The organism is Allobosea sp. OK403 (assembly GCF_900113835.1).
In the GTDB taxonomy this organism is placed as follows: domain Bacteria; phylum Pseudomonadota; class Alphaproteobacteria; order Rhizobiales; family Beijerinckiaceae; genus Allobosea.
Genome location: NZ_FOQV01000005.1, coordinates 143,272 through 166,007 on the forward strand (window position 1 = coordinate 143,272; position 22,736 = coordinate 166,007).

19 protein-coding genes are annotated in these 22,736 nt (G+C 64.0%); 12 read left to right on the forward strand and 7 right to left on the reverse strand.

Features of this window, described 5'->3' with window-relative positions; genetic code table 11:
- Nucleotides 1–34 precede the first annotated feature (34 nt).
- The 4 genes from BMZ97_RS18665 (at nt 35) to BMZ97_RS18680 (ending at nt 3,421) form a co-directional block, all read left to right on the forward strand.
- Entirely contained in the window at nt 35–1,078 is a 1,044-nt protein-coding gene (locus BMZ97_RS18665; RefSeq protein WP_092172863.1) for a GMP reductase, read from the forward strand.
- 196 nt (nt 1,079–1,274) lie between these two features.
- Nucleotides 1,275–2,291 carry a ribosome small subunit-dependent GTPase A gene (rsgA, locus tag BMZ97_RS18670; RefSeq protein ID WP_244546498.1) on the forward strand — a complete coding sequence of 339 codons (1,017 nt, stop codon included), beginning with the start codon at nt 1,275–1,277 and terminating at the stop codon, nt 2,289–2,291.
- A gap of 171 nt (nt 2,292–2,462) precedes the next feature.
- A complete protein-coding gene (locus BMZ97_RS18675; protein ID WP_092172866.1) occupies nt 2,463–2,825 on the forward strand; it encodes a MerR family transcriptional regulator in 363 nt (120 codons plus the stop codon).
- A complete protein-coding gene (locus tag BMZ97_RS18680; protein WP_092172869.1) occupies nt 2,822–3,421 on the forward strand; it encodes a short chain dehydrogenase in 600 nt (199 codons plus the stop codon). The genes BMZ97_RS18675 and BMZ97_RS18680 overlap by 4 nt, the downstream gene beginning before the upstream one ends.
- Before the next feature lie 478 nt (nt 3,422–3,899).
- Here the strand turns inward: BMZ97_RS18680 and BMZ97_RS18685 are convergent, their stop codons facing one another.
- The 4 genes from BMZ97_RS18685 to BMZ97_RS18700 form a co-directional block, all read right to left on the reverse strand.
- On the reverse strand, nt 3,900–4,904 hold the full coding sequence (locus tag BMZ97_RS18685) for a DUF1254 domain-containing protein (protein ID WP_092172872.1): 1,005 nt from the start codon (nt 4,902–4,904) through the stop codon (nt 3,900–3,902).
- Nucleotides 4,905–4,955: 51 nt separating this feature from the next.
- Nucleotides 4,956–5,789, reverse strand: a complete 834-nt coding sequence (locus BMZ97_RS18690; RefSeq protein ID WP_244546489.1) for an acid phosphatase — start codon at nt 5,787–5,789, stop codon at nt 4,956–4,958.
- A 41-nt stretch (nt 5,790–5,830) separates the two neighbouring features.
- The gene (locus BMZ97_RS18695; RefSeq protein WP_092172875.1) at nt 5,831–6,628 is read right to left on the reverse strand and encodes a hypothetical protein; all 798 of its coding nucleotides are present in this window, start codon (nt 6,626–6,628) and stop codon (nt 5,831–5,833) included.
- A gap of 252 nt (nt 6,629–6,880) precedes the next feature.
- Nucleotides 6,881–7,708, reverse strand: a complete 828-nt coding sequence (locus tag BMZ97_RS18700; RefSeq protein ID WP_092172878.1) for a hypothetical protein — start codon at nt 7,706–7,708, stop codon at nt 6,881–6,883.
- Nucleotides 7,709–8,078: 370 nt separating this feature from the next.
- On the opposite strand from BMZ97_RS18700, the gene BMZ97_RS18705 reads away from it, so the two are divergent.
- The 4 genes from BMZ97_RS18705 to BMZ97_RS18720 all read left to right on the forward strand — a co-directional run bounded on the left by BMZ97_RS18705 (nt 8,079) and on the right by BMZ97_RS18720 (nt 12,811).
- A complete protein-coding gene (locus tag BMZ97_RS18705) occupies nt 8,079–9,092 on the forward strand; it encodes an AraC family transcriptional regulator (protein ID WP_244546499.1) in 1,014 nt (337 codons plus the stop codon).
- Nucleotides 9,093–9,387: 295 nt separating this feature from the next.
- On the forward strand, nt 9,388–10,416 hold the full coding sequence (locus BMZ97_RS18710) for an amino acid ABC transporter substrate-binding protein (protein ID WP_092172881.1): 1,029 nt from the start codon (nt 9,388–9,390) through the stop codon (nt 10,414–10,416).
- Nucleotides 10,417–10,601: 185 nt separating this feature from the next.
- Nucleotides 10,602–11,765 carry an amino acid ABC transporter permease gene (locus BMZ97_RS18715; protein WP_244546490.1) on the forward strand — a complete coding sequence of 388 codons (1,164 nt, stop codon included), beginning with the start codon at nt 10,602–10,604 and terminating at the stop codon, nt 11,763–11,765.
- On the forward strand, nt 11,762–12,811 hold the full coding sequence (locus BMZ97_RS18720; RefSeq protein WP_092172887.1) for an amino acid ABC transporter permease: 1,050 nt from the start codon (nt 11,762–11,764) through the stop codon (nt 12,809–12,811). The genes BMZ97_RS18715 and BMZ97_RS18720 overlap by 4 nt, the downstream gene beginning before the upstream one ends.
- 471 nt (nt 12,812–13,282) lie before the next feature.
- On the opposite strand, the gene katG is transcribed toward BMZ97_RS18720, so the two are convergent.
- Complete coding sequence (katG, locus tag BMZ97_RS18725) at nt 13,283–15,460, reverse strand: catalase/peroxidase HPI (RefSeq protein ID WP_092172890.1); 2,178 nt, start codon at nt 15,458–15,460, stop codon at nt 13,283–13,285.
- Between the two features lie 194 nt (nt 15,461–15,654).
- On the opposite strand from katG, the gene BMZ97_RS18730 reads away from it, so the two are divergent.
- Nucleotides 15,655–16,560, forward strand: coding sequence for a hydrogen peroxide-inducible genes activator (locus tag BMZ97_RS18730; protein WP_092172893.1), 906 nt, complete (start codon nt 15,655–15,657; stop codon nt 16,558–16,560).
- A gap of 118 nt (nt 16,561–16,678) precedes the next feature.
- Here BMZ97_RS18730 and BMZ97_RS18735 read toward each other — a convergent pair whose 3' ends face one another.
- Complete coding sequence (locus BMZ97_RS18735) at nt 16,679–18,121, reverse strand: C13 family peptidase (RefSeq protein ID WP_092172896.1); 1,443 nt, start codon at nt 18,119–18,121, stop codon at nt 16,679–16,681.
- A gap of 148 nt (nt 18,122–18,269) precedes the next feature.
- Nucleotides 18,270–18,824 carry a GcrA family cell cycle regulator gene (locus BMZ97_RS18740; protein WP_092173328.1) on the reverse strand — a complete coding sequence of 185 codons (555 nt, stop codon included), beginning with the start codon at nt 18,822–18,824 and terminating at the stop codon, nt 18,270–18,272.
- A 550-nt stretch (nt 18,825–19,374) separates the two neighbouring features.
- Between BMZ97_RS18740 and BMZ97_RS18745 the strand changes: the two genes are divergently transcribed.
- Genes BMZ97_RS18745 through BMZ97_RS18755 form a run of 3 tightly spaced genes read left to right on the forward strand, consistent with a single transcriptional unit; the run spans nt 19,375 to nt 22,604 of the window.
- Nucleotides 19,375–20,598: an aspartate aminotransferase family protein gene (locus BMZ97_RS18745; RefSeq protein ID WP_092172899.1), complete on the forward strand. Its 1,224-nt coding sequence runs from the start codon at nt 19,375–19,377 to the stop codon at nt 20,596–20,598.
- 48 nt (nt 20,599–20,646) lie between these two features.
- Entirely contained in the window at nt 20,647–21,594 is a 948-nt protein-coding gene (gene argF / locus BMZ97_RS18750) for an ornithine carbamoyltransferase (RefSeq protein ID WP_092172902.1), read from the forward strand.
- On the forward strand, nt 21,594–22,604 hold the full coding sequence (locus BMZ97_RS18755; protein ID WP_092172905.1) for an Hsp33 family molecular chaperone: 1,011 nt from the start codon (nt 21,594–21,596) through the stop codon (nt 22,602–22,604). The genes argF and BMZ97_RS18755 overlap by 1 nt, the downstream gene beginning before the upstream one ends.
- The last annotated feature ends 132 nt before the right edge of the window (nt 22,605–22,736 follow it).

Sequence of the window (22,736 nt, forward strand, 5' to 3'; positions counted from 1 at the left end):
CCTCTGCGTGCGCCGAGCTGCCGTCGGAGGCCCCATGCGCATCGAGAACGATCCAAAACTCGACTTCCGCGACGTGCTGATCAGGCCCAAGCGCTCGACGCTGGGCAGCCGCGCCCATGTCGACGTCAACCGAACCTTCCGCTTCGCCCATACCGGCACGGAATGGAGCGGTTTTCCGCTGATCGCGGCCAATATGGATGTGGTCGGCACCATGGCGATGGCCCGCGCGCTGCTCAAGCATGGCGCCATGGTCGCCCTGCACAAGCATTACGGCGCCGACGAGCTCATCGCCTTCTTCAAGGAGCCGCAATCCGCCAACGCCTTCTATTCACTGGGCACCACCGAGAGCGACCATGACAAGCTCAAGGCCGTCCATGCGAAGGCGCCGATCAGCAAGATCTGCCTCGATGTCGCCAATGGCTACACCGAGAAATTCGTCGACACGGTCAAGGCGACGCGCGCCGCCTTTCCCGATGCCGCGATCATGGCCGGCAATGTCGTCACCGGCGACATGACCGAAGCGCTGATCCTGGCCGGGGCCGATATCGTCAAGGTCGGCATCGGGCCGGGCTCGGTCTGCACCACGCGCAAGATGACCGGCGTCGGCTATCCGCAGCTCTCGGCCATCATCGAATGCGCCGATGCGGCCCATGGGCTGAAGGGCCTGGTCTGCGGCGATGGCGGCTGCACCGTGCCGGGCGACCTCGCAAAAGCCTATGGCGCCGGCGCCGATTTCGTCATGCTGGGCGGCATGCTCGCCGGCCATGACGAATGCGAGGGCGAGATTCGCTATGAGGAGCGCGATGGCGAAAAGGTCGCCGTCGGCATGACTTTCTACGGCATGTCTTCGGACACGGCGATGAAGCGCTATGCCGGTGGCGTCGCCAAATACCGCGCCTCCGAGGGCAAGACCGTCGAGGTGCCCTATCGCGGCCCGGTCGAAGGCACGATGTCGGAATTGATGGGCGGGGTGCGCTCGGCGATGACCTATATCGGCGCGGTCAGGCTGAAGGAAATGCCCAAGCGCACCACCTTCATCATGGTCGGCAGCCAGCTGAACACGGTGTTCGGGGGATGAGGCCTGGTTAGCAGGTCCGCATCTGGCGCAGCGCGGCTTCCAGCTTTCTGGAACGCTGCATCGGACTGCCGCCCGTCGAACCAGCTCGTCCCTTGCGACACGGAGTACGCGCACTTTCCGTCTTCCGGCGCTTGCAAGCCGGCCTAAACCCCGCTCTATCGTCGCCCATGACGAGGACGCCAAGCGGTGGGGCGATATTGTGACGCAAGGCGATGCTGCCTCCGCACCCCTGTCACTTGCGGCACTGGGCTGGACGGATTTCTTTGCAGATCAATGCGAGCCGGATGACGCCGGCCTCCGGCCTGCGCGCATCGACACTGTGCACCGCGCCCGCATGAGCGCAATCACGCCGGATGGGCCGATCAGGCTCGAACTGCCGGTCCATACCAATACGGGCGACTTCACGGTGGGTGACTGGGTTCTGGTGGAGCCCGGCACGCATCTGCTCCGGCGCCGGCTGGAGCGCGCGACGGTGCTGGCGCGGCGCACCGAGGGCAGCATGACGCCGCAGCTTGCCGGGGCCAATATCGACACGCTGTTCATCGTCACCTCCTGCAATGCTGATTTCAACGTCGCGCGCCTGGAGCGCTATCTTGCGCTGGCCAATGAGAGCGGAGCCGATCCCGTTATCCTGCTGACCAAGGCCGATCTCGTGCCGGACGTGCAGCCCTATCTCGACCAGGCCGCCGCCCTGCAGCGCGGGCTGGCTGTTGCAATCGTCAATCCACGCAGCCCTGACGCGGTGGCTGCGCTCGCGCCCTGGTGTGGCGAGGGCCGCACCCTCGCGCTGGTCGGTTCGTCCGGCGTCGGCAAATCGACGCTTGTGAACGCGCTTGCCGGCATCATCGAGGGCGAACCGCAGCAGACCGGCGACATCCGCGCCCACGACGCCAAGGGGCGCCACACCACGACGTCGCGCTCGCTGCATGCGATCGCCGGCGGCGGCTGGGTGATTGATACGCCGGGCATGCGCACGCTCCATGTCAGCGATGCAGCCTCTGGTCTCGAAACGCTGTTCGCCGAGATCACGGAACTGAGCCCGCTCTGCCGCTTCCGCGACTGCACCCATGAGCACGAGCCCGGCTGCGCGGTTCAGGAGGCGGTCGCCAAGGGCGTGATCGACCCTGAGCGTCTGGCACGCTGGCGCAAGCTCGACCTGGAGAACAGGGCAAAGACGCCGGAGGTGAAGGGGCCGAGGGGGAAGAGGCGGTAGGCGGCGTCGCCACATATCGCGCCTGCGAGGGCGAGATCAGGCGATTTGCCGTCGCTTCAGTCGGGATTAAAGCGACGAGCCCAGTCAGCTCCAATGAAGCGCTTTCCCTCTTGACCTGGAGCTACTCCAGCTCGCTAGCCTCATGGGGTTGGCTTGGCGACGGGCAGGGATATGCGTATTTCGGAAGCAGCATCTACGAGCGGATTGAGCATCGACACCATCCGCTACTATGAAACATTGGGGTTGCTTCCGAAAATCAGGCGAGGAAGCGACAGGCGGAGAGCCTTCTCCGGTGAAGATATAGAATGGCTTGTTCTGCTGTCCTCGTTGCGCGAGACGGGCATGCCCATGGAGCGGATGCGCTATTTTGCGCAGCTCTATCAGCAGGGAGACGAAACGCTGTCCGAACGTAGGGCGGTGCTTCTTGATCACGCCGCGCAATTGGAAAAGCGCCGGGCTGCCTTGGACCGTTGCGCTGAACTCCTCGCCTACAAGCTCAAACGATATGACGAATTGGCGAAGAGGGCGTCATGAGGATTATCGTCGTCGGTGCTGAAGGCGATATCGGCAAGGCAGCCTGTGAGGAGCTCGGCTCTCGCCACGACATCATCCGGGCCGGACGGTCGAGCGGCGATATTCAGGTTGATATGGCTGACCGCTGCTCGGTTGACGCCATGTACACGAAATGCGGCAAGGTCGATGCCGTGATTTCGACCGCGGGAACCGTCCATTTCGGCCCCCTTGCCGAGTTCACCGAAGAGACATTCATGCTGGGCCTGCGCCACAAGGTCATGGGGCAGGTGAATCTGGTGTTGGCAGGTTTGGCGAGCGTCAGCGATGGCGGCTCGTTCACGCTGACAAGTGGGGTGCTCGATCGCGATCCCATCCGGATGGGAACAGGCGCGGCGGCGGCAAACGGCGCTCTTGGAGGCTTTGTTCTTGGCGCGGCGATCGAGATGCCTCGCGGCCTTCGCATCAATGTCGTGAGTCCCGGCCTCCTGGATGTTTCCGTGCCAAGATACGGGGAATGGTTCCCCGGACATGAACCCGTTTCGTCAAAGAGGGTGGGGCTTGCCTACGCAAAGAGCGTGGAAGGCGCCATCACCGGCAAAGTGATCATCGTCCAATAGATTCGCGGAATTCCCGGGCTTCGCGACGGAGGCGGCCAAATTGGGACGCCGCGGGTATTCCTGTCGCGGCCCGGTCGAAGGCACGATGTCGGAATTGATGGGTGGGTGCGCTCGGCGATGACCTATATCGACGCGGTCCGCCTCAAGGAGGTGCCCAAGCGCACCACCTTCATCATGGTCGGCAGCCAATTGAACACGGTGTTCGGGGGGTGATGGGCGGGGCGGTGCAGCCTGGTCAAAGGGTCCGCTCCCGACCCATCTCGGACATTGTCAATCGAACTTAGCGAGTCGGGAATTTAGCTCATAGCCAACTCTGGTAACGACCGGTTCGGGCCAAGTGGCAGATCCGAGTAGTTGGACCTGTAACGACCCTGGAACAGCGGGCGACCGCCGTGCTGGTTCCACCATTCGGCCAACGGCAAGATTGGGTGGCGAGTTACCGCTGCTTGCCAGACCAAACTGACGAGGCTGATGCCGTCTACGATGCAGGCTGCGCCACCGGCAGCTTCCACGTGCCGTTCAGGTACGCGGCGCGGGGTCGGTAGAGCCGGAATGTGTAGTTCCACCCCTCCGTGATCGGCAGGCAGTTCGGGATCTTGCCGTCGCAGCCGCCGAACTGGATGTCGATCGCGCCGTCAGTGCTCTTCGTGCCAGTGATGCTGTTGACCGAATAGGCGTCGTAATCGTTCTTCTGGAAGAAGCCCTTGTCGTTGTAGACGCTGATCGACCAGAACGCGTCGACGGGAACATCCTTGAGCCTGAGCTTGTAGACCGTCCTGCCGTCGTTCTTGGCCGGGGTCACCGAGGGGTAGGATGCGTCCTTGTCCGGGTTGCCGCCCCAGCCGGACGCTGTGCCAAGCAGGTGCTTGACCGGATCGACCTTCCCCTTCGGGCCGAAAGCGTTGCTGAAGTCGCCTGATGCAGCGGAGAGCGTTTCCAGCGCCTCGCGGATCTTCTTTTGCTGAACCAGGTCCCAGTTCGGGGCCTCGAACTTGCCGACTAACTTCTGCTGCACCTTTAGCGCATCCTGCAGTGCGTGAACCTGCGCGAGGTCCTTGGTGTCGTTGGGATCGACAAGGATACGAACCGCAACGAACACATAGCGGGTGCCGACCTTATCTCTGGTGAGCGTCGTGCGGCCCGGCTTGTAGACGACCATCGGGGTGTAGTGGTCTTCGCTGATGACCTGCATCGAGACGAAGCGCTTGCCGGCGTCTGGAAGGGTGATGGTCACCGGGCCGGCGTCGAGATCGAAGATCGCCTGAGAATAGAGCGTATCCCGGTTCATCCGAACCACGGGCTGCTTGTCGATCGGCGTCGGCGTCCTGTTATGGACGAACTTGCCGAGAGCGCCCGCATCGACCGTTTTGGCCATATAGAAATCGGACTCGGCGCGCTTGAAGTTGTCGACATTGACCGCAACCGGTTGCGCGGACGCCACGCACGGCGCGAGAACGAGGAAACTCAAGCTGTAGACCCACATCATTCGCATCGAACGGTACCTCATTGGTGTCTTTGATCCATTTGCTCGTCGTTACTGCGCCGACAGCGCAGCGGCCTCCGCGGCGCATTCGGATACCGGGAGCGGCCGCTTCGCCTTCGCCGCCTTCACTTCTGCCTTCGCGGCCTTGAGATCGGGGAGGAAGGTCGGGTCGGTTTGCAGCCGCGCAACGGTCGCCGCGCCCATGATCCGGCCTGCATCGACATCGCTCTGCCAATGCGCGTCGCAGATCACGCGGCTCTGCCCGAACTCGATGCCGCGCTTGAGCAGCGCATCCGCGTGCTCGGGGCTGATTTGCGCGAGGACGAGGGCCCAGCCCCAGCCGGCGGCCGTGTGCCCTGACGGATAGGAGCCGTCATTCCGCAGAATGGCCTCCTGATCCGCCCGGCAGGTCACTTCGTTGTGAACCACGAAGGGGCGGACCCGGTTGTACTTGTTCTTCACGCCATAGGTGGAGAGGCCGAAATCCGACAGCACCTTCTGCATCATCGCGTAGAGGCGCGGCGTCTGCCGGCTGTCGATCTTCACGCCCAGCGCGCAGGAGAAATTGTCGGCAGCCTGCGGAAAGGCGAGATCGGCATCGGTACGGGCGAGGTTCCAGCGCGCGGTGTTTCGCAAGGGAAGCGTCGCCTTGCGCGCTTCCTCGTCCCGGGCGAGAGCAGCCGAGCCTGCTTCGGGTGGCGGGCCGAGCAGGATCAGGCTGTTCGGCAGGTCGGATCGCTTCAGATAGCCCGGAGCGATCTTGAAATGCGGGTCGGTGATCTTGGGCTGGGCTTCGCCCGTCTGTGCCAAGGCCTGCCCGCAGAGCGAGAGCAGTGCAAGCGCGGTAACCCCAGCGCTCCGAAGCGCATTCGCGGTCATCGACATTCCCATTCCTTTCGACATCGCCGAACTCATCAAGGCCCCGGTCAGAACCGGTATGTTGCGGCGACGGCGGGCCCGTGCTGGGTCACCTCGTACAGGAAGCCGCCGTTGTGATAATCGACATGGAGCGCCCGGTAGCCGGCCTTCAGCGTCAGGTTTTCGCTCCAGGCGTAGTTGACGCTGCCCAATGCCTGCCAAGTCAGGCGCGAGCCGACGCCGAAGCCCCCGACGTCGCCCGCTACCGTCAAACTCCACGGCCCGCCGAGCTTCACGCCGAGCCGGGCGCCGACGATCGGATCGGCCCACATCTGCGATTGACGGTGGTCGATGCGAAGATTGGCGAGGCCGGGCAGGATTTCGAGCTTGGTGTCGAGGTTCCAGAACCGGACGCCAGCACCCACATCCAGCGCAAGAACGGTGTCTTCATAGACGCGATAGAAGGCCGAGCCCTGCAGGGTCGTGGTCTGCGAGCGCAGCTTCAGCGCGGAGAAGAAGGGGCCGGGCAGATTGCCGCCCGTCGTCACCTGCGAGAACTGCCCGTCGACCAGGAAGCTCCAGCGCTCGATGCGCATCTCGGCGGACGCCATCATCGCGCCGTTCAACTCCTTGAGCACGTCGCGGAAGCGCAGATTGATATCCGCGGGCGGCAGCGGCGGCAGCGTCGCGCTCCTGCCGTCGATCGCGGTCGCCCAGATGTAGCTGGTGACGGAGAAGCTCGGCGCCGATGCGAGGACAGGCGCCGGTGGCGCGGCAGGCTGCCGGAGATCGGACGCCAAAGCGGGCCCGCACAACGCAGCCGACAGCCAACCGATGGCGAGATTGCGCGCCGTTGCGCCTGACATTGCTGCTTGTCCCCTGCCTTACCCGCCTAACGGCACCTGCGCGGGCGCTCCGGCTCGCTGCAGCACGTGATCGCGGCCCGATTGGCCGGCGAATGTCGTCGCGAGCATTTCGTGCATGGGCAGCCTGCCCGTCTTGCCATTTCGCGACAATCGCGACCGGTTGTGCTCCCTCCCCATGGGGCGGCGCACCAAATTGCTGAATCGTCAGTTCACCGCGGCGCGGCCGAACCAGCGTTGCAGCGCCAACTGCACCTAGGTCGGAAACAGGAACGTCAACCCCACACGAGGGCCCCAGCCATGCGGCCCGTTCTTTGGCGCGGCCGCCCAATAGCGCACGCCTGCGGTGAGACTCACCGGCTGCTCGCCAAATTTCATAAGCTTCGAAACCTGGACGTTAATGGGCACCGACCATCGTTCGGCCTTCCAGTCGTAGGTGCTCTCAGTATTGAGCGTGAACGTCCAGGCGTCCGATGTCCTGTAGGCGATGAAGGGCTGCAGGTAGGTCACGCTGATGTCGGACCTGTCTCCCTTCCCCGCAACGGACCAGATGTGGTTTGCAAGTGCGCCGATCGTCCATGACCCTTCCTGCTTCAGAACGACGGCAGTCAGACCCGTCCCGAACTTGCCACCTCCGAGCAGATCGTCGGTCGCCGTCGGCAGGAGGAAGACAGGACCTGCGCCCCAGATGATCCCACCGGCGGTCGGCTGTGTTGGGGAAATGAAAAAGCTCTGCGTGATGTCCCCAAGCCCGGACTGGTAGCCGGAGGGGCCGGCAATATCGTGCTGCCAGATGACGGGGACGATGGTCCGGGAAATGATGTTCCAGTCCGCGTTCAACGAGAACGGGATGACGGGTTGGATGTCGAGCGTTTTCCGGTCGCCACGGTTCGGTCCGAAGCCTCGGTCGTAGTTGAATTGGAAAGGCACGCTGATTAGCGACGACACGGGATTACTGAGCTTTTTCGCCAGCTCAGCATTCGCATCCTGCGCCAGTGCAGCGCCGGTACCAGTCAAGCCGATGCCTTGCCCAACAAGTGCGAAGGCCGAGAGCACAGCCAGTTGGTTGATTCTCGACAGCATTCAACAACTCCTCAATCTGTAATCTCAGAGGTCATCCGCGGATGGCCGAGCAATTCAATGGCGATCAAATGGCCCACGAGGTGGGATTTGGAGGTTTGCGGTGACACTCACTCGCCGAATGAGAACTAAAAGGTGCGAAAGTCCCGGATTTCCGAATAGGGAGGCCGCATTGCCGAATTCCGTGAGACGGAAGTTTTCTGCAGTGGACGCTCCATGCGACGGATCACCTTCGGCTCAGCCGACATGCTCTGTTTTGAATACTTGGTGCATATGCGGGTTGTCGGTCTTGCCATTTCACGCCACCCGCAAATGGCTATTCTGCACTCCTCAGGCGATTCAGGGATCTGCCTGAGGACGTGTTGATCCTGTGATGACGGTGGACTTGATGGCTGACATCCCGTTGACGCGCGGCCAGTTTCTGCTGCCCTTCGTCAGCATCCTGGACGATATCGGCGCGCCGACGGAGACGCTCCTGGAGAGGTCGCGGCTGCCATCGTCCCTGGCCGAGAAGAGCGAGCTCTACCTGCCGCTTCTGCCGGCGCTGCGCTTCGTCGAGACCGCCCAGAGAAGCCAGGGTATCGAGGATTTCGGCTTTCTCGCAGCCCGGCGCCTGCAATTCTCCCATATGCGGGAAAAGACGCGGGCCTTCATCGCGCATTCACCGACGCTGCTCGTCGCGCTCCGGCACGCCTGCCGCGAGGCGTCAGGGGAAGACACCATCCTGAGCATGTGGATCGAACATGACACGGATCACGTGCGGGTCTGCAGCAGGCTCACCGGGCCATGGCCCCTGCAGCTGAAACACGCGCAGTGGATCCAGAACATCTTCTCGGTCTACATCGTCCGGCAATTCGCAGGGTCCGACTGGATGCCGGCGGCGATCGGCTTTGAATCGTCTTATGGGCCAAGCCCTGTGACGCGATCCTGCTGGCCGAATGTGCGGTTTTTATCGGGCCAGCATGCCGCTTGGATCAGCGTGCCGATCATGCTGCTCGGCCTGCCAAACCGTTCGGCCGCCTCGTTTGCGCCGCCATGCGACAATGAGGACGGCCCGTCCGCCTACACCATCGTCGACCTTCTCAAGCTGATGCTTCCGGCCTATCTCGACGAGGGAACAACTGCTCTTGCCGACGTCGCCGAGATCGCGGGTATCAGCACGCGGACGCTTCAACGCAGGCTCGCTCATGTTGGCTTGTCCTATTCGGACCTACTCGACACTGTCAGGTACGAGAACGCGAGCAGGCTTTTGCGCGACACCGATTGCAAGATCATCGACGTCGCCTTTTCTTCCGGCTACACCGATCCGGCGCATTTCAGCCGTGCTTTCCGCCGGATGACCGGCGTCACGCCGCGTCAGTTTCGTGCGCAAACACGACTCGGCTGAGCATGTTTCGCCTCGCGCCACCAACCGCCCAACTAACTGCTTGAGCCAGGATGAGCGGCACCACGCTAAAAGGGCGCGCCATCGGTCGCCGTCCCAAGGCATGCGAACGTCCGCTCTTGGGCAATGCGCCAACCTCCGGTTATGGCGCGACCCGGACCTCCGCCCTGCCACAAGGGAAGTCCGCCATCCACCCGCAGCAGTCATCGCGCCCCCCGCTACCACTCTCGCCCTGTCTGTTGCATAGTCCCGTCTTCAACGCAGAAAGCCGCTCACGGCTTCGGGGAGAGCGACGATCATGAAGACGACAATTCTAGCCGCGGCACTGCTGGCCGCAGGGGCTTCGTTTGCCAATGCCCAGCAGCTGGCTCCGAGCCCGACGCTCGATGCGATCAAGGCGCGCGGCAATATCGAATGCGGCGTGCATCTCGGCCTGCCCGGCTTCTCCTTCGCCAATGACAAGGGCGAGTGGACCGGCCTCGATGTCGACTATTGCAAGGCGCTGGCCGCGGCCGTGCTGGGCGACGCGACCAAGGTCAAGTTCACCCCGACCTCGGTGCAGCAGCGCTGGCCGATCCTGCAATCGGGCCAGGTCGACGTGCTCGCACGCAATTCGACCATCACCTTCTCGCGCAATGCGACGCTGGGCCTCAACTTCCAGGGCATCAATTTCTACGAGGGCCAGACCTTCATCGTCCGCAAGAAGGCCAATGTGAAAACGGCGGCCGATCTCGACGGCGCCTCGGTCTGCGTTGCCGCCGGCTCGACCGAGGAGAAGAACGCCGCCGACTGGTTCCGCGAACGCAACCTCAAGGTCACCATCACCAATTTCCAGAAGAATGACGACGCCATCACGGCTTATGATTCCGGCCGCTGCGACGCCTATACCGCCGGCGTCGGCGCGCTCGCCGGCCAGCGCGTCAAACTCAAGGTGCCCGATGAGCACATCATCCTGACCCAGCCGATCTCGAACGATCCGCAGGGGCCGGTGACGCGCTGGGGTGATGAGCGCTGGCAGTTGATCGTGCGCTGGGTGCTGAACGGCACCATCGCCGCCGAGGCGCTCGGCATCACCTCCGCCAATGTCGACGAGATGAAGGCCAATTCCAAGAACACCGAAGTCCGCCGCCTGCTCGGCGCGGAAGGCGGTTTCGGCGCGATGATGGGGCTGCCCGACGACTGGATGTACAAGGCCATCAAGCAGGTCGGGAATTACGGCGAGAGCTTCGAGCGCACCGTCGGCCAGGGCTCGACGCTGAAGCTGGAGCGCGGCCAGAACCAGCTCTGGACCAAGGGCGGCCTGCTCTTCACCCCGCCGTTCCAGTGAGAGCGGAGCGGTTCTGCCGCTTCTCGCTGGATTCATGAACACGCGCCGTCGTCCCGGACAAGCCGCGTAGCGGTGCCGATCCGGGACCCATGCCTGAACTGTTCCGGCATGGGTCCCGGGTCTACGCTTCGCTGCGCCCGGAACGACTCGGCGTTTCACGAAGAGACCTTGCGAGCCGAGACACAGTGACCAGAGCCCTCGCCCTCATCAACGACAAGCGCGTGCGCGACTGGATCTACCAGATCGCGCTCATCGCCGGACTTGTCGTCCTGACCGTCTATTTCGTGCGCAATGCCTCGCAGAACATGGTCAAGGCCGGCATCGCCTCGGGCTTCGATTTCCTCTGGCGCACCTCGGGCATCGACGTGCCTTTTGTGCTGACGAGCTACACCCAGGCCGACAACATCCTCGCTCTGTTCTGGGCCGGCGTTGCCAACACCATGCTGGTGACGGTGATCGCGATCGTGCTGGCGACGCTGCTCGGCTTCGTGCTCGGCATCGCGAGGTTGTCCTCGCATTGGCTGCTTTCGACGCTGGCTGGGGCCTATATCGAGTTCGTCCGCAACATCCCGCTGCTGTTCTTCGTGCTGTTCTGGTATTTCGGCGTGATCGCCGCTTTGCCGGCGCCACGCGACAGCCTGAGCGTTTTCGGCATCGCCTTCCTCAATAATCGCGGGCTGACGATCCCGCTGCCGGATGCGCCCGCTAATTTCCGCTGGGCCTTTGCCGCGATCCTGCTGGCCTGGCTGGCGCAGTGGCTGGTCGCGTTCTGGGCGCGCAGGCGCAAGGAGCGCACCGGCCGCGATGCGCCTGTCGTCGCTATCGGACTCGTGCTGGTCATCGTGCTCCCCATCCTCGCGATCGCCTGGGCCAGCCTCGCGACGCGCTGGGACATCCCCATCCTGCGCGGCTTCAACTATCGCGGCGGCTTCGTGGTGATCCCGGAATTCGTCGCGCTTTTGGCAGCGCTGGTGACCTATACCGCAGGCTTCATCGCCGAGATCGTGCGCGGCGGCATCCAGGCCGTGCCGCATGGTCAGACCGAAGCCGCCTCGGCGCTGGGCCTGCGACGTGGGCAGATCCTGCGCTTCGTCACTATCCCTCAGGCGCTGCGGGTGATGATGCCGCCGATGACGAACCAGTATCTCAACGTGCTGAAGAACTCCTCCTTCGGCGCGGCCATCGCCTATCCCGACGTGGTCAGCCTGTTCATGGGCTCGGCGCTGAACAACACCGGCCAGGCGATCGAGATCATCGCCATGACGCTGGCGGTCTATCTCGTCATCGGGCTGGCCGTCTCGGCCTTGATGAACTGGTACAATGCCCGGATCGCGCTGGTGACGCGATGAGTGAAGCCACGCTTCCGCTCTGGCGCAAGCGCCTGTTCGGCACGCCCGCTACGGCTGTCGGCACGCTCGTCATCGCGTTCTGCATCGCCTGGATCGCGGTGCCGTTCCTGCGCTGGGCCTTGATCGATGCGAATTGGGTGGGCACGTCGCGCAACGACTGCACGGCCGGCGGCGCCTGCTGGGTCTTCATCCGCGCCCGTTTCGGCCAGTTCATGTACGGGCTCTATCCCGTCGACGAGCGCTGGCGCATCGATCTGACCGGCATCCTGTTCCTGCTCTCGGTCGTGGCCATCGTCTTCGCGCCCAAGCGCCTGCAATTGCGGCTGGGCCTGTCTGCCCTGGTCGTCCTGCCGCCGCTCGGCATCTGGCTCCTGGCCGGGGGCTTCGGCCTGAGGCCGGTCGAGACGCGCGAATGGGGCGGGCTGATGCTGACCCTGTTCATCTCGGTCTATTCCAGCCTGATCGCGATCCCGCTCGGCATTTTGTTCGCACTCGGGCGGCAATCCGAGCTCAAGGTCATCCGCCTCGTCAGCATCCTGTTCATCGAATTCTGGCGCGGCGTGCCGATCATCGCGGTGATCTTCCTCGCCTCGCTGCTGCTGCCCTTGATCCTGCCGAGCGGTGTCGGCATCGACAGGCTGGCGCGTGCCGTGATCGGGCTCGGCCTCGTCATCGCGGCCTATATGGCGGAAGCGGTGCGCGGCGGCCTGCAGGCGCTGCCCTCGGGCCAGCGCGAGGCGGCGACAGCGCTCGGGCTGACCTATTGGAAGGCGACCGGGCTGATCATCCTGCCGCAGGCGCTGCGCATCTCGCTGCCGGCGATGACGAACGAGTTCATCGCCCTGGTGAAGAACACCACGCTGGTGCTGGTGGTCTCGATCCTCGATCTGCTCGGCATCGCCCAGGCCTCGCTCGCCGATCCGAACTGGGTCGGCATGAACATGGAGGCCTATTTCTTCTCCGGCGGGATCTACTGGCTGATCTGCTACGGCCTGTCGCGTTGGAGCCGGGCGCTGGAACGTCGCGGCCGCCAAAGGCAGCGCTGAAACCTACGCCGACCCTTGGAGCCTGATGATTTTGGCTGGAACCCTGCCGTCATTCCCGGGCAGGCCGCAGGCCTGAGCCCATGATCACCACGTCATCCGTCATGGTCGGGCTTGTCTCGACCATCCAGGTCTTCGCTGGTCGAGGATTCTTCGCTGGTCGAGGGTCGTGTTCAAGGCGTGGATACTCGCCACAAGGGCGAGCATTACGAACTGGAGACGCCGCGTATTAAGGGGTCCCGGGCTCGGCCCTGCGGGCCGCTCCGGAATGACGGCGGTGTTTCCAAATCAAGACATCATTCTCTGGTTCCCACGGGGGGCAGAGCTTCAGCGGCCGCTAGGGCAATTTCCGATCCGATCGGATCGTTCAATTGCCCTAGGTCCTCGTTTTAACGCGTTTTCTTCACGCGAACCGGTGCCCACTTCGCTCGAAAACGCTCTAGGGACGGCCGCTGAAGGCTTTTTCCGCCTGGATCAGACCAGGTCGAAGCGATCGAGGTTCGTTACCTTGGTCCAGGCCGCAACGAAGTCCTTCACGAACTTCTCCTGCGCGTCCGAGCTGGCATAGACCTCGGCCAAAGCGCGCAGCACCGAGTTCGAACCGAAGACGAGATCGACACGGGTGCCGGTCCATTTCGGAGCGCCGCTCTTGCGATCGGTGCCCTCGAACACGTCCTTGGCCTCGGAGACCGCCTTCCACTGCGTCCCCATGTCGAGCAGGTTGACGAAGAAGTCGTTGGTCAGCGCGCCCGGCCGGTCGGTCAGGACGCCGTGGCCAGAGCCGTCGGCATTGATGTTGATCGCGCGCAGGCCGCCGATCAGCACGGTCAGTTCCGGCGCGGTCAGGGTCAGCAACTGCGCCTTGTCGATCAGCGCCGCCTCGGCGGGAACCTTGAGCGCCGCCGTCTGGTAGTTGCGGAAGCCGTCAGCGGCTGGCTCCATGACCTCGAAGGAGTGGATGTCGGTCTGCGCCTGCGAGGCGTCGGTGCGGCCGGGCGCAAACGGCACGGTCACGTCGTGGCCCGCGGCCTTCGCCGCCAGCTCGACGCCGGCATTGCCGGCGAGCACGATCAGGTCGGCTAGCGAGATCTTCTTGCCGCCGCTCGCTTCCCTGTTGAAGGCGATCTGGATGTCCTCGAGCGCCCTGATCACCCTAGCGAGCTGCTGGGGCTGGTTGACCTCCCAGTCCTTCTGCGGAACCAGGCGCAGGCGCGCGCCATTGGCGCCGCCGCGCTTGTCGCCGCCGCGGAAGGTCGAGGCCGAGGCCCAGGCCGTGCCGACGAGTTCCGACACGGTCAGGCCGGAGGCCGCGATCTTGGCCTTGAGCGCGGCGACATCCGCGTCATTGACCAAGGGATGATCGACGGCCGGCACCGGATCCTGCCAGATCAGCTCCTCCCTCGGCACTTCCGGCCCGAGATAGCGCGAGCGCGGGCCGAGATCGCGATGGGTCAGCTTGAACCAGGCGCGGGCGAAGGCCTCGGCGAAGGCCTGCGGATTGTTCAGGAAGCGGCGCGAGATCTTCTCATAGGCCGGGTCGAAACGCAGCGACAGGTCGGTCGTCAGCATGGTCGGTTTGCGCTTCTTCGCCGGATCATGGGCGTCGGGGATGACGGCCTCGGCGTCCTTGGCCTCCCACTGGATCGCGCCGGCGGGGCTGCGGGTCTGCACCCATTCGAATTTGAACAGGTTCTCAAAGAAGTGGTTGCTCCACTGCGCCGGCGTCTGTGTCCAGGTGACTTCGATGCCGCTGCCGATGGCGTCTGCGCCATGGCCGGTGCCGTAATTGCTGGCCCAGCCGAGGCCCTGCGCCTCGATATCGGCGGCTTCGGGATCGGGCCCCTTATGGGACTCGGCCGCAGCGCCATGGGTCTTGCCGAAGGTATGGCCGCCGCCGATCAGCGCGACGGTCTCCTCGTCGTTCATCGCCATGCGGGCGAAGGTCTCGCGGATGAAATGGGCGGCCGAGATCGGGTCGCCATTGGCGCCCGGGCCCTCCGGGTTGACGTAGATCAGGCCCATTTCGGTGGCGCTGAGCGGGGCCGGAAACTTGTCGAGCGGGCGATGGGTCAGCCAGGCGGTCTCGGCCCCCCAGTTGACGTCCTGATCGGGCTCCCAGCTATCGGCGCGGCCGGCGGCGAAGCCGAAGGTGCGGAAGCCCATGGTCTCCAGAGCGACGTTGCCGGTGAGGATCAGCAGGTCAGCCCAGGAAATCCTCTGCCCGTATTTCTGCTTGATCGGCCAGAGCAGGCGGCGCGACTTGTCGATGTTGACGTTGTCCGGCCAGCTGTTGAGCGGGGCGAAGCGCTGCTGGCCGCGACCGCCGCCGCCACGGCCGTCGCTCAGGCGATAGGTGCCGGCAGCGTGCCAGGACATGCGGACGAACTGGGGGCCGTAATGGCCGAAATCGGCAGGCCACCAGTCCTGCGAGGCGGTCATCAGCTTGCGCAGGTCGTTCTTCAGCTCCTCATAGTCGAGCTTGCTGAATTCCCGGCGGTAGTCGAAGGCCTGGTCCAGCGGGTCGGATTTGGACGAGTGCTGGTTCAGCAGATCGACGCGCAGCTGATTGGGCCACCAGTCGCGGCTCTGGGTGCCGCTGGTCCCGTGAGCGACCGGGCATTTTCCCGCGCCCGCTTCAGTCTTCGCATTCATGCTTCTCTCCAGTTCACGTTACGCCGGTTGCGCGGTTCTCTCGACAAGCAGATCGGTGCCCATGCATGCGATCCGATGTCGTGGCTTGTTAGACGAGTGAGGGTCGGACGCGCGGAACGCCGCTGAGAGCCTCTTAGCAAAGGAGCTTCATTATATTAATTCCGATTTTCTGATTGTAGCGATAAGCTGAGATTATGACGAACCTGACACTGAAGCAGCTGCGCTATTTCGAGGCGCTGACGCGTCACGGTCATTTCGGGCGCGCGGCAGAGAGCTGCGCCATCTCCCAGCCGGCTCTGTCCATGCAGATCAAGGCCTTCGAGGAAGAGCTCGGCGCCGAGCTCTTCGAGAGAGACAGGCGCCAGCTTCGGTTGACGAGCTTCGGCGAGGAGATCGCCCTGCGCAGCAAGGACATTCTGCGTTCGCTCGAGGAGCTGGAAGACTATGCGCGCAGCTCCCGCGGCGGGCTGGTCGAGAGGCTGCGCATCGGCGTGATACCGACGGTCGCGCCCTATCTGCTGCCGAGCCTCATCGGCGAGCTGAACCGTCTCTATGACGGCCTTGACCTGCATGTCAGGGAGACGCTGACGCCGAAGCTCGTTCAGGAACTGAATGAAGGTCGGCTCGACATGGCGATCGTCGCCTTGCCGGTATCGGAGCCTTCATTGACTGAAACCACCCTCTTCACGGAAAGCTTCGTCCTCGTCCGGCCGCGCGAGGACGAGGGCAAACCCGCTCCCAACCCCGAAGCGCTTCGCGAAATGCGTTTGCTGCTGCTGGAAGAAGGGCACTGCTTTCGCGAGCAGGCCCTCTCATTCTGCAACAAGAACCCGCGTGCGGTGCAGTCGCGCGATCTGCTGGATGCAAGCTCGCTGTCGACACTGGTGCAGATGGTCGATGCGGGTCTGGGGATCACCTTGCTTCCGGAAATGGCCGTGGCGGTCGAGACGCGCTCGGCTTCGGTATCCGTCACACGCTTCAAGCCACCTCAGCCATCACGCACGATCGGCATGGTCTGGCGCAAGACGAGCCCGCTATCCAAGCAGTTTTCGCAGATTTCCGAAGCTGTGCGCCTGTCGGCCGGGGCCGCTCAGTCATAGAGCCCGCAAACGCGGCATGCGAACACACAACGCGCCGTCATCCTAGCAAGCCGCGTTAGCGCGTTTTCGAGCGGAGTAGACACCGGTTCACGTGAAGAAAACGCGTTAAAACAAAAAGCTAGTTCTCGACGACGGCCGCACTGCGCGCGGCAGGCGCGTTCTCCGGCGTCCCGACGATCGGGAATTGCTGGCTGATCGCCGCTCCAACATGGATCTGTGGCTGCGACGGCGTCAGCCCGTCCCGCTTCTCCCATTCCGATACCAGCGCCTTCGCTTGTTCAAAGGCGGCGGACAGCGTCGGAGCCGTTCTCAGGGCCTGGTTGAAGAAGGCATCCCCGAAATAGGTCCAGTCGCGCTCATTCGAGCAGCCGAAGGAGTTTGTGGTCGCGGAGGAGGCCGTTATCACCACGGAATTCTCGTCTGCCAGTTCAGGCACGAAGACGCCGGAATAGCAGGCCGAGACGATGATGATCCGGTTCTTGATTCCGGCGATGTCGAGCATCGTCTGAAGCGTGAAGGGCGTAAGGGTGCGATCCACGACGGAGCCGAAATTCAGCGCGAAGCCGGCTTTGCTGCCATGCGATGTGAGCGCCAGAATCAGGATGTCGCGATCCTTGTCCATTCGCTGGCCGATGGCACGCAGTGCGACGGACATGTTCGAAATCGATGCCACCGGATCCAGTCGGGGAAAGGCCTTTCTGGGATTCACCAGGAGGATCGATCGATCCCGCGTGTTGAATCGCTGGTTGAGAACATCGAGCGAAGCCTTGATCTCGGTCTCGAACACAGTCTCGGTGTTGGAGCCGGCTATGCCGAGAACAAAGATGTTGTGCTCGGCGTCCCGTCTCGCGGCAAGACCACCGATCTTGCTCTCCATCAGGGCTGGCTGTGCCATCTCGATGGACGCTGCGGATTCCTCCCGCGCGGTCCAGTTGGCAGGCGGCTCGTTGCTCGCCGTTGCCGCGGAAATCAGCTCCCAGATATTCGCCGTTGTGCTGTTGAAATCCTTCCCGGCGAAAGTCGGCCAGGACGGAAGCAGCACAAGCACCATCAGGGTGCCGACCAGGACGCCGACGGAACGAAGGACTGGCCGCCGTGCCGTGCCGGGGTCCAGGCTGCGCAGGACGGTTGCGACCGCTCCGATCATCCATACGACGATCAAAATCATCACCGCGATCCAGAAAATCAGCGGCAACCATGATTCTGTGTCCGAGCCGTCCGGAAAAACCTGCGCCGCCGCCAGCACCAGCCCGGAGAGCGCGAGGCCGGACAGGATCGAGAGACCCAGCACGATGGCGACGGCCGCCGATCGTTGGCCAAACGGAGCAAACAGGCTGACAAGGGCGATGGTGACGACGGATCCAAGCAATGCCGAGTTCACGCCGTAGAGCTGAAACGAACTGCCCTCGCCGCCTAAGACACGCTCGAGCAGGACGCTGGCCCCGCTGGCCAGTAAGGCGAGAGCGATAACCGACGCAGGATGCGGCTCTCGCAATGCCGGCGGAAACCGACGCCACATAGCGGCGCGAATGACAGATGACAGGATCGGGAAGGACGGCATCGGGCAGCTCCGCTGGACGAGCCAAGAATACGCCGCACCACTTAAGGTTGCCGAGCCAAGTTCGATCAAATTGCCAGAACACGATCGCTCTCAAAGAAAAAGCCGGCCCAAAGGCCGGCTCCTTTCAAATCCCCGAAGACATCAGGCCTCAGCCCCGTCCGGCCATCTTGCTGCGGTCGCGCCTGCGGTCCGCCGCCGGCTGGTAGGCGATGCGCGAGTGGTAGGTGCAATAAGGCATGCCGGTCTGCGAACGGCCGCCGCAGAAGCGGAATTCCGGTGTCGTCGGATCACCCATCGGCCAGCGGCACATATATTCGCGCAGGTCCATGATGGTGACGCGTTCGGAGAACGGCACCACCACATCCTCGGAGAGGACGGTCTCCTGCTCGGCTTCAGCGTCCGCCTCGGCGGCGTATTGCGGAGCCAGCGCGGTGTTGCCGCGCGTCATGCCGGCATGACCGCCAGCCATCGGATGGCTCGGCGAGCGGGTTGGCGCCTTGCGCGGCGTACTGGCGCGCGGCGTGCTTGCCGCGGCGGGGTTCTTGGCCCGGCCGGACAGGCCGAGACGGTGGACCTTTCCGATCACGGCATTGCGCGTGACGCTGCCGAGCTCACCCGCGATCTGGCTGGCGCTCAGGCCGTCGCTCCAGAGCTTCTTGAGAAGCTCGACGCGTTCTTCCGTCCATGCTCCGGCTTCGTTCATCGGCTTCACCTATCGTCTCCGCCCAGCCCCTTGCGGGCCCGGACTAGGGTGGCTCATGACGGAATCCATGACCGGCAGCGTCCGTTGCTCAACGGAAGCTGTTACACCCGGAACTGACGGTACAGGGGACGCCGCACGAGATGTCGTATCTGACTGACGAGATCATACAAGATGGCGGGACTCGGCGACAAGAGTCAGCGAATCGGAAAACGGCTTTTCCCCAGGCCATTCGTGAATGTCTCGTCAAGTGAATCCATTCGGCAACGCTGACGTTGCGGCATGAATCCATTTGCGGCGCAATTGACAGCGCCCGACCGCTTTTGCATAGTCGGCCTTGTCGAGCCGCCCCTTTGGGCGGCGCTTATGTTTTTGACGGATCAGGGTCCTCCTGCGATGCGGATGACGGCGCGACGAGAGATCAAGAACTGGCTGCGACGATAACGTCGCCGTCGGGTCGCATGATGCTGGCAAGATGCCGGCTCGCGCCCAGATTGTCGTTCAAGCTCAGCGCCCTTCCGTTCTCATACGCCCCGTCGCGAGGACCGTCTCCATGTCATCCGCCGTTCCTGTTTCCACTGCCCCGTCCGTATTGTTGCCGACCTATGCCCGCGCCCCCGTCGCCTTCGAGCGTGGCGAAGGCGCCTGGGCGATCACCCGTGACGGCACGCGCTATCTCGATTTCGGCGCCGGCATCGCCGTCAATTCGCTCGGCCACGCCCATCCGCATCTGGTCAAGGCCCTGACCGAGCAGGCGGGCAAGATCTGGCACACCTCCAACCTCTACACGATGCCCGATGGCGAGAAACTGGCGCGCCGGCTCTGCGAGGCGACCTTCGCGGAGCGCGTCTTCTTCACCAATTCAGGCGCCGAGGCGAATGAGTGCGCCATCAAGATGGCGCGGAAGTACCATGCCGCGAAGGGCCACCCCGAGCGCTATCGCATCATCACCTTCGAGGGCGCCTTCCATGGCCGGACGCTGGCGACCATCGCCGCCGGCGGCCAGCAGAAATACATCGACGGTTTCGGCCCCAAGGTCGACGGCTTCGACCAGGTGCCGTTCGACGACGAAAAGGCGCTGAAGGCCGCGATCGGCCCGGAGACCGCAGCCTTGATGATCGAGCCGATCCAGGGCGAAGGCGGCCTGCGTTCAGTGCCGCCGCGCATGTTGCGGCAGTTGCGCGAGCTCTGCGACGAGCACGGGCTGATGCTGATCTTCGACGAGATCCAGACTGGCGTCGGCCGCACCGGCAAGTTCTTCTCCTATGAGCATGCCGCTGTGGCGCCCGACATCATGTCGATCGCCAAGGGCATCGGCGGCGGTTTCCCGATGGGCGCGTGCCTGGCGACCGAAGAGGCGGCCTCGGGCATGACGCTCGGCACGCATGGCACCACTTTTGGCGGCAACCCGCTCGCCATGGCGGTCGGCAACGCCGTGCTCGATGTCATTCTCGGCGATGGCTTCATCGAAAAGGTCGCGCAGACCAGCCTGCGGCTGCGCCAGTCGCTGGCCCAGCTCAAGGACCAGCATCCCGACGTGATCGAGGAGATTCGGGGCGAGGGGCTGATGCTCGGGCTGAAGCTCATTACACCGAACACCGATTTCGTCGCGGAAGCGCGGGCCGCCGGCCTGCTTGTCGTCGCCGCCGGCGACAATGTCGTGCGCCTGCTGCCGCCCTTGATCATCAGCGAGGCCGAGGTCTCCGAGGCGGTCTCGCGGCTCGACCAGGCTGCGCGCGGCGTCGAGGCCACGCTGAAGCGCCCCGCCGCCGAATAAGCCCCGCTCTTTCCATGACCCAAGACCTGCCATGACCCAAGACCTGCCATGACCCACGACGTGAAGGAAGCGCCCGTGACGCGCCATTTCCTCGACATCTCCGATTTCTCGACCAAGGAATTGCGCGCCATCCTGCGCGCCGGCGAAGAGATCAAGGCGCGCCGGCGCACCCCCGATGCAGCCGGAGATCGTTTGCTTGAAGGCAAGGTCATTGCCATGATCTTCGAGCAGCCCTCCCTACGCACCCGCGTCTCCTTCGATGTCGGCATCCGCGAACTCGGCGGCTCGCCGATGATGGTGACCGGCCAGGAGATCGAGCTCGGCGAGCGCGAGACTATCGCTGATACGGCCCGCGTGCTCTCGCGCTATGTCGACGCGATCATGATCCGCATGCTCGACCATGATTCCGTGGTCGAGATGTCGAAATACGCCACCGTGCCGGTGATCAACGGGCTGACCAAGCGCCAGCATCCCTGCCAGGTCATGGCCGACGTCATGACCTTCGAGGAGCGCAAGGGCCCGATCAAGGGCAAGCGCATCGCCTGGACCGGCGACACCAACAATGTCCTGACCTCCTGGGTCCATGCCGCCGGCCGGCTCGATTTCGAGTTGGCCATCGCCACGCCCGAGGAATTGGCGCCGCCACCGGCACTGCTCGACTGGGCACGCGACCAGGGCGCCAGGGTGAAGCTGACGACGCGGCCGGAAGCGGCGGTCGAGGGCGCCGATTGCGTCATCACCGATTGCTGGGTCTCGATGGGCGACGAGGAAGGCACGCGCCACAATCTGCTGCGGCCCTACCAGGTCGATGACCGCCTGCTCGACCGCGCCGAGAAGGATGCGATCTTCATGCATTGCCTGCCGGCGAGCCGCGGCGAGGAGGTCACCGATTCCGTGATGGACGGGCCGCAATCGGCCGTGTTCGACGAGGCCGAGAACCGGCTGCACGCGCAGAAGGGCATCCTGGCCTGGTGCTTCGGCGGAGTCTCCGCCTGATGGCGGCCGATGATCTGGGGGCCGGCGTCGCCGTGCTCGACGACCGGGTGGTGCCGTTCACCGTGCCCGATCTCGATGTGCGCGGCCGCGTTGTGCGGCTTGGCCCCTCGATCGACACCATTCTCGGCCGGCACGACTATCCCGAGCCGGTCTCGCGCGTGCTCGGCGAGGCGGCGGCGCTGACCGTGCTGCTTGGGACGGCATTGAAATTCGAGGGCCGCTTCCAGCTCCAGACCAAGAGCGACGGGCCGATCTCGATGATGGTCGTCGATTTCAACGCGCCCGACACCTATCGCGCCGTCGCGCATATCGACGAGGCCAAGCTGGAGCAGGCCGTGGCCTCGGGCAATCTGAGCACCGGCGACCTGCTCGGCGAAGGCCATCTCGCCATGACGGTCGACCAGGGCTCGCAGACCACGCGCTATCAGGGCGTTGTCGCTCTGAACCGGCAGAGTCTGGAAGAGGCGGCGCATCAGTATTTCCGCCAGTCGGAGCAGATTCCCAGCCGCATCCGGCTCGGCGTCGGCAGCGTCGTCACCGGCGCGGGCCGGGAATGGCGCGCCGGCGGATTGCTCGTGCAGTTCATGCCGCATTCGCCCGATCGGCTGCGCGCGGCGGATTTGCATCCCGGCGATGCGCCTGAAGGCCATGACATCCTGACCAACACCGATCCGGACGGCATCAGCGACGATTCCTGGGCCGAGGCGCGCTCATTGGTCGAGACGGTCGAGGACCATGAATTGCTCGACCCGATGCTGGAGAGCGAGCGCCTGCTCTACCGGCTGTTCCATGAGCGTGGTGCGCGCGTCTTCGAGCCGGTCGCAGTGCAGGAGGCCTGCCGCTGCTCACGCGAGCGCGTGCTCGGCATGCTGCGCGGCTTTTCAGCCGAGGACCGCAAGGCGATGGTCGCCGATGACGGCACGCTCGGCGTGACCTGCGAATTCTGCTCGCGGCGCTATACTTTTGAGGCATCGGAGGTCGAGGCGGGGCTGCTGCCGGTGGCGGAGTAAGGCGCTGGAACCGCGGGGAACCCCTCTCCTGTAAGGAGAGGGGTAGGGGTGAGGTGTAGGCCCTCGGACCAGTTGCGTGGAAACCTCACAGCGAAGCAGCGGTGAGGGCACTGCTACAGCGTCAAACGGCCT